The organism is Enterococcus faecalis (genome assembly GCF_029024925.1).
Lineage (GTDB): Bacteria > Bacillota > Bacilli > Lactobacillales > Enterococcaceae > Enterococcus > Enterococcus faecalis.
In genome coordinates this window covers 2,410,001-2,423,000 of the sequence record NZ_CP118962.1, presented here as the reverse complement: position 1 = coordinate 2,423,000, position 13,000 = coordinate 2,410,001, and the positions used below count along the sequence as shown (strand labels likewise).

The 13,000-nt window shown below is 39.0% G+C and carries 12 protein-coding genes, 1 tRNA gene and 1 rRNA gene; 11 read left to right on the top strand and 3 right to left on the bottom strand.

What is annotated here, in order from left to right; all coding sequences use genetic code 11:
• Nucleotides 1-2: 2 nt before the first annotated feature.
• The 4 genes from PYW42_RS11980 (at nt 3) to PYW42_RS11965 (ending at nt 5,049) form a co-directional block, all read left to right on the top strand.
• Nucleotides 3-821, top strand: a complete 819-nt coding sequence (locus PYW42_RS11980) for a carbohydrate ABC transporter permease (protein WP_002355144.1) — start codon at nt 3-5, stop codon at nt 819-821.
• Nucleotides 805-2,094, top strand: a complete 1,290-nt coding sequence (locus PYW42_RS11975; RefSeq protein WP_002411005.1) for an MBL fold metallo-hydrolase — start codon at nt 805-807, stop codon at nt 2,092-2,094. Before PYW42_RS11980 ends, PYW42_RS11975 begins: the two co-directional genes overlap by 17 nt.
• Before the next feature lie 23 nt (nt 2,095-2,117).
• A complete protein-coding gene (locus PYW42_RS11970) occupies nt 2,118-3,398 on the top strand; it encodes an extracellular solute-binding protein (RefSeq protein ID WP_002359172.1) in 1,281 nt (426 codons plus the stop codon).
• A 97-nt stretch (nt 3,399-3,495) separates the two neighbouring features.
• Nucleotides 3,496-5,049, top strand: a complete 1,554-nt coding sequence (locus PYW42_RS11965; protein ID WP_002380858.1) for a bifunctional metallophosphatase/5'-nucleotidase — start codon at nt 3,496-3,498, stop codon at nt 5,047-5,049.
• A gap of 64 nt (nt 5,050-5,113) precedes the next feature.
• Here PYW42_RS11965 and PYW42_RS11960 read toward each other — a convergent pair whose 3' ends face one another.
• Both PYW42_RS11960 and PYW42_RS11955 read right to left on the bottom strand, forming a co-directional pair.
• Nucleotides 5,114-6,076 (bottom strand): phosphoglycerate dehydrogenase, encoded by a 963-nt coding sequence (locus PYW42_RS11960; RefSeq protein WP_010709074.1) that lies wholly within the window; start codon nt 6,074-6,076, stop codon nt 5,114-5,116.
• Between the two features lie 148 nt (nt 6,077-6,224).
• Nucleotides 6,225-7,235, bottom strand: a complete 1,011-nt coding sequence (locus PYW42_RS11955; RefSeq protein WP_002368301.1) for an NAD(P)/FAD-dependent oxidoreductase — start codon at nt 7,233-7,235, stop codon at nt 6,225-6,227.
• A 204-nt stretch (nt 7,236-7,439) separates the two neighbouring features.
• Between PYW42_RS11955 and PYW42_RS11950 the strand changes: the two genes are divergently transcribed.
• Together PYW42_RS11950 and PYW42_RS11945 are read left to right on the top strand one after the other, a co-directional pair.
• Nucleotides 7,440-8,030, top strand: coding sequence for a peptidylprolyl isomerase (locus tag PYW42_RS11950; RefSeq protein ID WP_275063413.1), 591 nt, complete (start codon nt 7,440-7,442; stop codon nt 8,028-8,030).
• 164 nt (nt 8,031-8,194) lie between these two features.
• Nucleotides 8,195-8,401, top strand: a complete 207-nt coding sequence (locus PYW42_RS11945) for a DUF3955 domain-containing protein (RefSeq protein WP_002355151.1) — start codon at nt 8,195-8,197, stop codon at nt 8,399-8,401.
• Between the two features lie 33 nt (nt 8,402-8,434).
• Here the strand turns inward: PYW42_RS11945 and PYW42_RS11940 are convergent, their stop codons facing one another.
• Entirely contained in the window at nt 8,435-9,601 is a 1,167-nt protein-coding gene (locus PYW42_RS11940) for a MalY/PatB family protein (RefSeq protein ID WP_002411007.1), read from the bottom strand.
• A 183-nt stretch (nt 9,602-9,784) separates the two neighbouring features.
• On the opposite strand from PYW42_RS11940, the gene PYW42_RS11935 reads away from it, so the two are divergent.
• From PYW42_RS11935 to PYW42_RS11915, 5 genes are all read left to right on the top strand, one after another.
• On the top strand, nt 9,785-10,153 hold the full coding sequence (locus PYW42_RS11935) for a CvfD/Ygs/GSP13 family RNA-binding post-transcriptional regulator (protein WP_002365178.1): 369 nt from the start codon (nt 9,785-9,787) through the stop codon (nt 10,151-10,153).
• Between the two features lie 64 nt (nt 10,154-10,217).
• Nucleotides 10,218-10,589: a hypothetical protein gene (locus tag PYW42_RS11930; RefSeq protein WP_002385270.1), complete on the top strand. Its 372-nt coding sequence runs from the start codon at nt 10,218-10,220 to the stop codon at nt 10,587-10,589.
• The gene (locus tag PYW42_RS11925; RefSeq protein ID WP_002387756.1) at nt 10,573-10,821 is read left to right on the top strand and encodes a hypothetical protein; all 249 of its coding nucleotides are present in this window, start codon (nt 10,573-10,575) and stop codon (nt 10,819-10,821) included. The genes PYW42_RS11930 and PYW42_RS11925 overlap by 17 nt, the downstream gene beginning before the upstream one ends.
• Nucleotides 10,822-11,254: 433 nt before the next feature.
• Nucleotides 11,255-12,815 (top strand): 16S ribosomal RNA (locus tag PYW42_RS11920).
• A gap of 79 nt (nt 12,816-12,894) precedes the next feature.
• Nucleotides 12,895-12,967: transfer RNA gene (locus PYW42_RS11915), tRNA-Ala, on the top strand.
• Nucleotides 12,968-13,000: the final 33 nt, after the last annotated feature.

Here is a 13,000-nt window from a genome sequence, read left to right as displayed (position 1 = left end):
CAATGAAAAAAGTTTTAACGATTATCGCATTTGTTTTCTTAGGCATTTTAGCCGTTATTACGTTATTTCCATTTGTCTATATGATTTTAGCTGGTTTAATGAGTTACTCTGAAGCGACCAGCATGCCGCCAACCATGTTTCCGAAACAACCACAATGGCAAAACTACACAGAGGTCTTTCAAAAAGCACCCTTTCTTCGGTATTTCTTGAACACAGTCTTTGTTTCAGGCGTTACAACGATTGCTACGGTAGTCACCGCCGTGTTAGCTTCATTCGCGTTAACGAGTTTGAAGTTCCGTTTTAAAAATGTGGTCATTGCTTTGATGATTTCGTTATTAATGGTTCCGTATGAATCTATTATTTTTACCAATTATCAAACGATTGCGCAATTAGGTTTGTTAAATACTTACAGCGCCTTAATTATTCCATTTTTAACTAGTATTTTTTATATTTACTATTTAAACGGGTATTTAAAAGGTATTCCTGATACTTTTTACAAGGCTGCCAAAATTGATGGCGCTAGTGATTTAGAATATATTTGGCGTATTTTAGTACCAATGTCAAAACCAGCGTTGGTAACAGTAGGGATTTTAACATTTATTTCTAGTTGGAATTCTTTCTTATGGCCATTGTTGGTAACGAACGAGAAAAAATACCGTCTATTGAATAATGGACTATCGGCCTTTGCGACAGAGAGCGGTAGTGACGTACATTTACAAATGGCTGCTGCAACATTAACCGTTATTCCAATTTTAATTATTTACTTGATTTTCAGAAAAGAAATTATCAGAGGAGTTGCAAAAAATGGAATCAAAGGCTAAAACAACTGTGACTTTTCACAGTGGCATTTTAACAATTGGAGGAACCGTGATTGAAGTGGCGTATAAAGATGCCCACATCTTCTTTGATTTTGGTACAGAATTTCGACCAGAATTAGATTTGCCCGATGATCACATTGAAACCTTAATTAATAATCGTTTAGTGCCAGAATTAAAAGACTTATATGATCCACGTTTAGGTTATGAATATCATGGTACAGAAGACAAAGAGTATCAACACACAGCTGTTTTCTTATCTCATGCCCATTTAGATCATTCGCGCATGATTAATTATTTAGACCCAGCTGTTCCGTTGTACACATTAAAAGAAACGAAGATGATTCTAAATAGTTTAAATCGCAAAGGTGATTTTTTGATTCCATCACCGTTTGAAGAAAAGAATTTTACCCGAGAAATGATTGGTCTTAATAAAAACGATGTGATTAAAGTTGGCGAAATTTCAGTGGAAATCGTGCCTGTTGATCATGATGCGTACGGTGCTTCGGCATTACTGATTCGCACGCCTGACCATTTCATCACATACACAGGTGATTTGCGCTTACATGGCCATAATCGTGAAGAGACTTTAGCTTTTTGTGAAAAAGCTAAACATACTGAATTATTAATGATGGAAGGCGTAAGCATTAGCTTCCCAGAACGTGAACCAGATCCAGCCCAAATAGCGGTTGTCAGTGAAGAAGATCTTGTTCAGCACTTGGTTCGTTTAGAACTAGAAAACCCGAATCGACAAATTACCTTTAATGGTTATCCAGCAAACGTGGAACGTTTTGCTAAGATTATTGAAAAGTCACCACGTACAGTCGTTTTAGAAGCAAATATGGCTGCGTTGTTACTTGAAGTATTTGGAATAGAAGTTCGTTATTATTATGCTGAATCTGGTAAAATACCAGAATTGAATCCAGCGTTAGAAATCCCGTATGACACGTTACTAAAGGACAAAACAGACTATTTGTGGCAAGTTGTGAACCAGTTTGACAACCTCCAAGAAGGTAGTTTATACATTCACAGTGATGCGCAACCGTTAGGGGACTTTGATCCACAGTATCGCGTGTTTTTAGCTTTGTTGGCTAAAAAAGACATTACTTTTGTCCGTTTAGCTTGTTCAGGACATGCAATGCCAGAAGATCTGGATAAAATTATTGCATTGATTGAACCTCAAGTATTGGTTCCAATCCATACGTTAAAACCAGAAAAACTGGAAAACCCGTATGGTGAAAGAATATTGCCAGAACGTGGCGAGCAAATTGTTTTATAAATTTTTTTAAGGGAGAGAAAAAAATGAAGTTCAAAACTCTAGCAACAACAGTGTTAGCAACCGCAGCTATTTTCGCATTGGGGGCTTGTGGTAACGGTAATGGGGCCAAAGAATCAAACGATATTGTGAAAGAAGTGAAGGAAGATACGACAATCACTTTCTGGCATGCAATGAATGGGGTTCAAGAAGAAGCGTTAACAAAATTAACGAAAGACTTCATGAAAGAAAATCCAAAAATTAAAGTGGAATTACAAAATCAATCTGCTTACCCTGATTTACAAGCCAAAATCAATTCGACTTTAACTTCACCAAAAGATTTACCAACAATTACGCAAGCGTACCCAGGCTGGTTATGGAATGCTGCACAAGATGAAATGTTAGTGGACTTAAAACCATATATGGATGATGACACAATCGGCTGGAAAGATGCAGAGCCAATTCGTGAAGTATTGTTAGACGGCGCCAAAATCGACGGCAAACAATACGGCATTCCATTTAATAAATCGACAGAAATGTTATTCTATAATGCTGATTTGTTGAAAGAATATGGTGTTGAAGTACCGAAAACATTAGAGGAATTAAAAGAAGCTTCTAAAACAATTTACGAAAAATCCAACAAAGAAGTCGTTGGTGCTGGTTTTGACTCGTTAAATAACTATTACGCAATTGGAATGAAAAACAAAGGCGTTGATTTTAATAAAGACTTAGATTTAACAAGCAAAGATTCACAAGAAGTCGTGGACTATTACCGTGATGGTATCGAAGCAGGTTACTTCCGCACAGCTGGTTCAGATAAATATTTATCTGGCCCATTTGCAAACAAAAAGGTAGCAATGTTTGTCGGTAGTATTGCTGGTGCTGGTTTTGTTCAAAAAGATGCTGAAGCTGGTGGCTATGAATACGGTGTTGCACCACGTCCTGAAAAAATCAACTTACAACAAGGAACAGATATTTATATGTTCGATAGTGCTACGCCAGAACAACGGACAGCGGCATTTGAATTCATGAAATTCTTAGCTACTCCTGATTCACAATTGTACTGGGCACAACAAACAGGTTATATGCCAATTTTAGAATCTGTTTTACACAGTGATGAGTACAAAAATTCTAAGACAACCAAAGTACCTGCACAACTTGAAAACGCAGTAAAAGATTTATTCGCTATCCCAGTAGAAGAAAATGCTGATTCAGCCTATAATGAAATGCGGACAATTATGGAAAGTATTTTTGCTTCATCAAATAAAGACACGAAAAAATTATTGAAAGATGCAACATCACAATTTGAACAAGCATGGAACCAATAATCAATAAATAAACAGACGTGGGAGGTTGGGATCTGAGTCGTTATGGCTCGTGTTCTAACCTTCCTGTTCTTTTGGTCGGAAGAAGGAGAGAAACAAAATGCAAATAAAAATTTTAGCAACAAGTGATATGCATGGGTATATTATGCCGACAAGTTATAGTGAAAAAAAGATGGATTTGCCTTTTGGAACCGCAAAAGCAGCAACCATGCTGAAAAAGTTACGGGCGTCTGCCAAAGGACCAGTTTTTCAAATTGAAAATGGGGATTTTATTCAAGGTTCGCCGCTTAGTTACTACGTAAGAAAAGCAGAAACACATTCAGTGGAAGCCATCACTAAAATCATTAATCAAATGAATTATGATGTTAGCATTTTAGGCAACCATGAATTTAATTACGGTTTAGATTATTTAAAGGAAACGATTGCCAGTTATCAACAGCCAGTTTTAGCTGCCAATATTCTTGGTAAAGATGGACAACCTTATTTCGGTCAGCCGTATGTCATCATAGAAAAACAAGGGGTTAAAGTAGCCATCCTTGGCGTGACGACCCAATATATTCCTCATTGGGAACAGCCGGCAACAGTCAAAGATTTAACGTTTAAAAGTGTCGTTGAAACAGCGGCGGAATACGTGCCAAAACTGCGGGAAGAAGCAGACCTAGTTGTTGTCGCTTACCATGGCGGTTTTGAAAAAGATTTAGAAACAGGGGAACCCACGGAATTACTAACAGGAGAAAATGAAGGCTACGATTTATTGGAAAAAGTTCCTGGGATTGATGCCTTAGTCACTGGTCACCAACATCGAGAAATTGCTACAAAACTGAATGGAATACCTGTGATTCAACCAGGTTTTCGAGGAGCTTTCGTTGGAGAAATTACTTTAGAAATTGAACCTATGGCTAAAGGCTATCGCGTTATTGGAAGTGACGCAGCTATTCATCCTGTTGGAAACGAACAACCAGATGCAGAAATTTTAGCTTTGACAACAGCGTTACATGACGAGGTAGAAGAGTGGCTTGACCAACCAGTGGGAAATGTGGAAGGGGATATGACGATTCAAAATCCGAATGCCGTACGCCTCAAAGAACATCCATATATAGAATTTATTAATAACGTCCAAATGGCTTCAAGCGGAACGGATATTTCAGGGACTGCACTTTTTAACAATGAAGGCAAAGGGTTTAATAACCAAATTACGATGCGCGATATCATTACCAACTACATTTATCCAAATACCTTGGCTGTATTGCGTGTCACTGGACAAGACCTCCGTGAAGCGTTAGAACAAAGCGCTACTTATTTTGTGTTAGAAAAAGGCCAACCAATTTTCAACCCGAAATATGTCGATCCAAAACCACAATACTATAATTATGATATGTATGAAGGCATTGAGTATACGCTTGATTTAAGACAACCGTTTGGTGAAAGAGTGACGAAACTTAATTATCATGGCAAAGCAGTGCAAGCAGAAGATGTTTTGGAAATCGTGACAAATCAATACCGAGCAGTCGGTGGCGGAAACTATCAAATGTTCCAACCTGAAAAAATTATTCGAGAAATTCAAATTGATATGACGGAACTGATTGCAGAATATTTAAAAAAACATCCAATCATTCAAGCGTCGACAAATGATAACTTCAAGGTTATCTGGTAAAAAATAGCAAAAAAAGCCTTCAACCATGCAATTACTTGAAAGATGGTTGAAGGCCTTTTTTGAGTTAATAGCCTTTTTTTAAGGAAACTTGGTTTTTGACGAGGGTCTGATCCGTCACAAATTGATTTAAGTTTGGAATAAAAATCGCCAGTAATTTTGATTTGAACTTCGGTGTCATGCCAGAAATATGAGGTGTTAATAAAACATTCTGCATCTCCCATAAAGGGCTATCTTCGGGAAGAGGTTCTTCTTCAAAGACATCTAAGGCAGCAAAAGCAATGGTTTTATTGTTTAAGGCAGTTATCAAATCGTTCGTTGCTACTGAGGTGCCTCGACCAACATTTACGAAAATTGTTTCAGGAGCCATTTTTTCAAAAAGTGCCTGATTGTATAAATGTTTTGTTGTTTCAGTCAAAGGAAGAATGTTCACAACAATGGACATTTCATGGATAATTTTACTCATATTCTTCTGTGAATAGCATTCAATGAAGCCTTCCGTCACATGTCCAGAGGTATTCACGCCATAAACTTGAAGATTTAAACCTTTAGCAAATTTAGCTAATTGTTGTCCGATTTGCCCAGTGCCTACGATTAACATTTTTTGCCCAGAAAGTTGTTGATAGGAAGGGGCTGTTTGATTCCATGTGTGTTGCATTTGTTGTTGGATACTTTCTTGCAGTCCGCGGGTATGTGCTAATAAAACGCCTAAAACATGTTCTGAGATAGAAACACTATGGATTCCGCTACCATTAGACAACAGAATGCCTTTTTCTCTTAATTTATCAAAATCCATATAATCAGCACCAGCAGAAATGAGCTGAATCCATTTTAGGTGACTAGTATCAGAGGCTAATAAACGCGGACCAATTTCTTTATGCCAGCCTAACATAATTTCGATTGCCTCTTCTTCAGCAGAGGATAAATGATCGGTAGATGTTTTAACTAGATAATTGGGCGCCACAGCTTTCACTTGTTCCAGTTGTTCTTCGTTGAATACTTCATTTAAATAAATAATTGGTTGGTTCATCTTTCTTCCTCCTAGCACTTTTTATTGTATCAAAAATAAATTTAAAAGAGAAAAAGAAAGGCTTTTCAGTAAAGCAGAAAGCCAAGGACAAAAATCCGATTTAGATTTTTGTCCTTGGCTTAAAAACTGCTAAAGTCCAGTGCTAACCTTATTTAGGTACGCCGTTTTCAAATAAACTTGTACTATGAACTGGTTGACGTCGAGCATCGGGCCGTAAGTAATGTAAAGCATTATTTACGGCAGTAGGTGCCTCACCAAATCCTGTAGCGATTAATTTCACTTTTCCCTCATAGGAACAGATATCCCCTACAGCGTATACACCAGGAATGTTAGTTGACATATCGGAATGAACATTAATAGCATTTCTAGAAACGTCTAATCCCCATTCTTTGAGGTGTGTTAAAGAAGAAGTGAAGCCATAATTGATAATTAAATCATCCAGAGGGAGATCCAATGTTTGGTCACCTTTTGTCTCCGTTAATTGGATGCCTGTGAACGTTTCATTTTCCTTTAAAATATCACTAATGATATAAGGAGTTCTGATAGAAACGCTAGATTTTTCCAGTTGTTCCACGCTATGTTCGTGGCCGCGAAATTGTGGGCGACGATGGATAATAGATACTTCTTCTGCAACGTTTTCTAGCATTAAAGCCCAGTCAATTGCGGAATCGCCGCCACCAGCAATCGCAACTTTTTTGCCAGCGAATTTTTTCATGTCAGTCACATAATAATGGATTGACTCACCTTCAAAGGCTTCAACATTTTCGATAGCTAAACGTCGAGGTTGGAAAGCGCCGTTACCAATCGCAAAGATAACCGTTTTAGAATAATGTGTGCCTTTAGTTGTGTCTAAGCGCAAAAGTCCATCTGCTTCCTGTGCAAGGTGTGTGACCTCTTCTTCCAAGCAAACATCGTGCTGAAATGGCTGCATCTGTTTTTCCAAATTGGCAATTAACTCACCGGCTTTAATAGCAGGGAATCCAGGAATATCATAAATATATTTTTCGGGATACAGCATTGTTAGCTGACCACCTAATTGCGGCAGGCTATCAATGATTTTCGTTTTCGCTTTACGAATTCCCGCATAAAAAGCGGCAAATAATCCAACAGGACCGCCGCCGATAATCGTTAAATCATAAATATCTTTTTCATCAGACATTTGAAAATTCCTCCTAATTCATTTAGGGTTGAGACAACTATTGATCGTTTTGCGAACACTTCACAAAATAGCACGGCTTTTCGAAAAAAGCAAGTTTGGCTAACGAATCAAAGCATTCTTTAATCATTGGAAAAAGATCATAGCAATTTTCAGCATTTTTCGATATGATGGAACTATAAAATAATTATCTAGGAGGACATTCTCATGTCACAATTTCCACAATTAGATTTAGAAAATGCTAAAGGACCAAAAGCGGTCATTAAAACAAACCGAGGCGACATCACTGTTCAATTATTCCCAGAACAAGCGCCTAAAACGGTTGAAAATTTTGTTGAATTAGCGAAAAAGGGCTACTATGATGGCGTTATTTTCCATCGTGTGATTCCTGATTTTATGATTCAAGGCGGTGACCCAACCGGAACAGGAATGGGCGGCGAAAGTATTTATGGAGAAGCATTTGAGGATGAATTTTCTCGGGATGTTTTCAATTTGCGTGGCGCATTGTCAATGTCAAATGCTGGTCCTAACACAAATGGTAGCCAATTCTTTGTTGTTACTAATCAAAATGTTCCAGCTCAAATGATGAGTCAGTTAGAAGACGCTGGTTTTCCAGAAGAAATTATTGAAGCTTACAAACAAGGCGGAACACCTTGGTTAGACTTCCGTCATACTGTTTTTGGTCATGTTGTTGATGGTATGGATGTAGTGGATGAAATTGGTGGAGTCCAACGGGATGCCCAAGACCGTCCAACATTTGACGTCGTGATGGACACAGTTGAAATCATTGGTGAATAAGTTTAACCAATTGAAAAAGAGAGTACCAACGAGGGACAAATTCGTTGGTACTCTTTATTTTTTTCTTAAAACGACTAACTTTTTTTTAAAAGCATCCAAATCGCTTCTTTTAATGAAGTCTTTATAGGATACTGAGTTAAAGAATAGAAGGAGAGGAAGCGAATTTGTTAGAAAAATACAGATATCCAATGGCCTTGGCTTTGTTTGCAGTAATACTCCCATTTATAGGAACGTTTTTTACGTATGTAGATCAGCAAGGAATCGTTCATGAACCAGGATTTTATACAATAATAATTGGAGAAATTTTACTTCTATTTTCAGGTATCTGGTTCGTCAGAGTTTATTTAGCTAAACGCAAAAGAAAGAATTAAAAACAGCTGTCCTAAAAACTAGGACAGCTGTTTTTAATTAAAGGCTTTTTTGATACGTAAAAGGCCTTCTTCGAGAGTTTCTTTTGAACAAGCTAAGTTTAAACGCATGTGTTGAGAACCTTGGGGACCAAAACTAATTCCTGGATTTAGAACCACTTTCCCCTTATGAATTAAGGTATCGCGAAGTTCTCGATCCGTTAGTGAATAAGAACTAAAGTCTAACCATAAAAGATAGGTCCCTTCAGGCTCCATTACACGAACGCTAGGCATCTCTTCACGGAAAAAAGAAAGGGCAAAATCAATATTTTCTTTTAAATAATCAAGTAATGCCGTTAGCCATTCCTCCCCTGTTTGATAGGCAGCTGCCGTTCCCACGTAGCCAAAAGTATTGATGCCGCCTTGATGATTTTTGTCTTGTAAAGATACGAAAGATTGCCGTAGTTTTTCATTAGGAATGAACAGCATTGAATTTTTGATCCCCGCTAAATTAAAGGTTTTGGTTGCCGCTGTTAAGGTAACAGTGAATTCCTTAAATGCTTCATCAGCGACAGTGAAGGAAGTGAAGGTATGCGGTTTGAAAATCAAATCCTGATGAATTTCATCGCTAACCACAGTTACTTGGTGTTTTTGGCATAAACGGCCAATTGCCAGCAATTCTTCTTTTGTCCAAACACGTCCACCAGGATTATGGGGATTACAAAAAAGTAACAGTTTCACCTTTTCTTCGATTATCTGTTGTTCCATTTTAACCAAATCAACTTCATAATGTCCGTTAACTTCTAGTAAGGAATGTCGCACGAGTCTACGCTCATTTTGTTTTACCACATCTGCAAAAGGGGGGTAGACTGGATCACAAATCATGACAGAATCAGCAGGTGCTGTATACGCTTGAACGGTTGTGGCCAAACTGGGTACCACGCCACTATTAAACAAAATTTCTTCTTTTTCAACAATCAATTGATGGTGTTGCCGTTGCCAATCTTGAATTGCTTGATACAGTTCATTAGGTGCAACTGCATATCCTAGAATGCCCTGTTCAATAACTTGTGACAAGGCATCAAGAATAGGCTGATGTACTTTGAAATCCATATCAGCAACCCATAAAGGTAGTAAATCTTTTTCGTGGTAACTCGCTTCAACGGTGTCCCATTTAACACAATTCGTGTGGCGACGCTCAATGGTTTCATTAAAATTAAACATAAGATAACTCCTTTTCTTCTATATAAAGTCTTACTTCCTATAGTATAGTAGATTTTGCTTAAAAGATGAAACAATAGTTTTAACAACTAGGGAAGAAATAATGCACAAACGTTGAAAAAATGCTATTATTTTAAATGAGTAGAAACGGAAAAAGAAATTTATCGTATGAAAAGAGGAAATTTGATGAAGTACAAAATTGGTATGGTACTTTCTGGCACAATTACCGGACTTCAACCATATGGCGCATTTGTTTCTTTAGACGAAGAAACACAAGGACTGATTCATGTTTCGGAAGTACAAGCTGGCTTTACCAAAAATATCCATGGACTCTTAACCGTTGGACAAAAAGTAACCGTTCAAGTTATTGATGTTGATGAATATTCTCAAAAGATTAGCTTATCTTTACGAACCCTTGAAGACAAAGTTCATTCAGTGAACCATCGACGCAAAAAATATTTTACGGATAAGAATAAAAAAATTGGCTTTGCAACCTTAGACAAAGAACTTCCAGAATGGATTGATGAAGCAATGGATAAGTTGCTTGAAAAATAATTCTGTATTTTTTCAGAAAGTGTGTTACAATTTCTTTTGTTAGTGAATCTAAAAATTAATTGAGGTGGATGTCGTGTCTAACAAAAAAGTCGCTGGAACAATCATACTGAACTTAAACGATGGTAGTAAAAAATTTTTGATGCATCCAATAGGTGAAGCGATTGAGTTTGCGATGGCAAAAGTTTCTGATGAGATGACGGGTTTAGCTAGTATGCTACAATGGTTCAAAGAAGAGGTTCAATTGGACGTTACTTCAATTAGCTTAGTAGAATTAACTAACGCGCATATCAATAAAGAAAATGTTCCGCTGTTTGTCTTCGAGATGGATGAACAAGCACTTAAAAATGAAATGGATAAAGACTATACATGGGTAGCACCTGCAGAATTAAAAACGATTTGGTCAAAATATCATATTGAAGGTGTCCCAATGTTTTAAACAAAAAAGAAAGAATCTGTCGATAATCGAACAGATTCTTTCTTTTTTTATGTTGGACGTAAAAAAGTTAATCGAACTATTTCAAATATATGATTCAAATTGTTCGATTTTTAGTAAGGAATTAAACTGTTTTGATAGACAATTAGGATTTAAAAAGTTTAAAAACGAAATAATTGAAAAGAATGAAAACAGATTGAAAACTTCTTTTAATTTTTTTGAAAAAAAGTGTTGACCAAACATCAAAATCTTGATATATTATTACATGTCGCAAGGCGAGTCACACAGCTGAGCGATTCAGAAATCAATAATTAAATAACAATTCTTGATTTCAAATCTCTCGAAAAAAGTTTGAAAAAACAACAAAAAAGTTGTTGACAAATAACAAACGAGATGATAAGATATAGAAGTTGTCACAACAGACAACAACAACCAAGCAAAACAACTTAAAAAACTTTTTCAAAAAAAGTTCTTGACATTCAAACGAAAGTTTGTTATGATATAAAAGTTGCTGCGAGGTAACGTAGACCTTTGAAAACTGAACAAAGAATAGACGAACCAAATGTGTAGGGCGTCTTGATTCAATTCAAGACAACAAACATTTTTAACAAGCAAGCAATATGCTAGCAAACAATTGAGCTTAACAATCGTAAGATTGTTCTAACTTTTATTATGAGAGTTTGATCCTGGCTCAGGACGAACGCTGGCGGCGTGCCTAATACATGCAAGTCGAACGCTTCTTTTCTCCCGAGTGCTTGCACTCAATTGGAAAGAGGAGTGGCGGACGGGTGAGTAACACGTGGGTAACCTACCCATCAGAGGGGGATAACACTTGGAAACAGGTGCTAATACCGCATAACAGTTTATGCCGCATGGCATAAGAGTGAAAGGCGCTTTCGGGTGTCGCTGATGGATGGACCCGCGGTGCATTAGCTAGTTGGTGAGGTAACGGCTCACCAAGGCCACGATGCATAGCCGACCTGAGAGGGTGATCGGCCACACTGGGACTGAGACACGGCCCAGACTCCTACGGGAGGCAGCAGTAGGGAATCTTCGGCAATGGACGAAAGTCTGACCGAGCAACGCCGCGTGAGTGAAGAAGGTTTTCGGATCGTAAAACTCTGTTGTTAGAGAAGAACAAGGACGTTAGTAACTGAACGTCCCCTGACGGTATCTAACCAGAAAGCCACGGCTAACTACGTGCCAGCAGCCGCGGTAATACGTAGGTGGCAAGCGTTGTCCGGATTTATTGGGCGTAAAGCGAGCGCAGGCGGTTTCTTAAGTCTGATGTGAAAGCCCCCGGCTCAACCGGGGAGGGTCATTGGAAACTGGGAGACTTGAGTGCAGAAGAGGAGAGTGGAATTCCATGTGTAGCGGTGAAATGCGTAGATATATGGAGGAACACCAGTGGCGAAGGCGGCTCTCTGGTCTGTAACTGACGCTGAGGCTCGAAAGCGTGGGGAGCAAACAGGATTAGATACCCTGGTAGTCCACGCCGTAAACGATGAGTGCTAAGTGTTGGAGGGTTTCCGCCCTTCAGTGCTGCAGCAAACGCATTAAGCACTCCGCCTGGGGAGTACGACCGCAAGGTTGAAACTCAAAGGAATTGACGGGGGCCCGCACAAGCGGTGGAGCATGTGGTTTAATTCGAAGCAACGCGAAGAACCTTACCAGGTCTTGACATCCTTTGACCACTCTAGAGATAGAGCTTTCCCTTCGGGGACAAAGTGACAGGTGGTGCATGGTTGTCGTCAGCTCGTGTCGTGAGATGTTGGGTTAAGTCCCGCAACGAGCGCAACCCTTATTGTTAGTTGCCATCATTTAGTTGGGCACTCTAGCGAGACTGCCGGTGACAAACCGGAGGAAGGTGGGGATGACGTCAAATCATCATGCCCCTTATGACCTGGGCTACACACGTGCTACAATGGGAAGTACAACGAGTCGCTAGACCGCGAGGTCATGCAAATCTCTTAAAGCTTCTCTCAGTTCGGATTGCAGGCTGCAACTCGCCTGCATGAAGCCGGAATCGCTAGTAATCGCGGATCAGCACGCCGCGGTGAATACGTTCCCGGGCCTTGTACACACCGCCCGTCACACCACGAGAGTTTGTAACACCCGAAGTCGGTGAGGTAACCTTTTTGGAGCCAGCCGCCTAAGGTGGGATAGATGATTGGGGTGAAGTCGTAACAAGGTAGCCGTATCGGAAGGTGCGGCTGGATCACCTCCTTTCTAAGGAATATTACGGAAATACACATTTCGTCTTTACTTTGTTCAGTTTTGAGAGGTCTACTCTCAATCAAATAAATTCGGGGCCTTAGCTCAGCTGGGAGAGCGCCTGCTTTGCACGCAGGAGGTCAGCGGTTCGATCCCGCTAGGCTCCATTGATAGCTTTTGCTATCAGATTCGTTCATTGA

What these genes read in the sequence shown, in the direction of transcription:
- PYW42_RS11975 (WP_002411005.1), top strand. Translation starts at nt 805, where the DNA reads ATGGAATCAAAGGCTAAAACAACTGTGACTTTTCACAGTGGCATTTTA.
- PYW42_RS11950 (WP_275063413.1), top strand. Translation starts at nt 7,440, where the DNA reads ATGTCACAATTTCCACAATTAGATTTAGAAAATGCTAAAGGACCAAAA.
- PYW42_RS11980 (WP_002355144.1), top strand. Translation starts at nt 3, where the DNA reads ATGAAAAAAGTTTTAACGATTATCGCATTTGTTTTCTTAGGCATTTTA.
- PYW42_RS11940 (WP_002411007.1), bottom strand. Translation starts at nt 9,601, where the DNA reads ATGTTTAATTTTAATGAAACCATTGAGCGTCGCCACACGAATTGTGTT.
- PYW42_RS11955 (WP_002368301.1), bottom strand. Translation starts at nt 7,235, where the DNA reads ATGTCTGATGAAAAAGATATTTATGATTTAACGATTATCGGCGGCGGT.
- PYW42_RS11970 (WP_002359172.1), top strand. Translation starts at nt 2,118, where the DNA reads ATGAAGTTCAAAACTCTAGCAACAACAGTGTTAGCAACCGCAGCTATT.
- PYW42_RS11960 (WP_010709074.1), bottom strand. Translation starts at nt 6,076, where the DNA reads ATGAACCAACCAATTATTTATTTAAATGAAGTATTCAACGAAGAACAA.
- PYW42_RS11935 (WP_002365178.1), top strand. Translation starts at nt 9,785, where the DNA reads ATGAAGTACAAAATTGGTATGGTACTTTCTGGCACAATTACCGGACTT.
- PYW42_RS11965 (WP_002380858.1), top strand. Translation starts at nt 3,496, where the DNA reads ATGCAAATAAAAATTTTAGCAACAAGTGATATGCATGGGTATATTATG.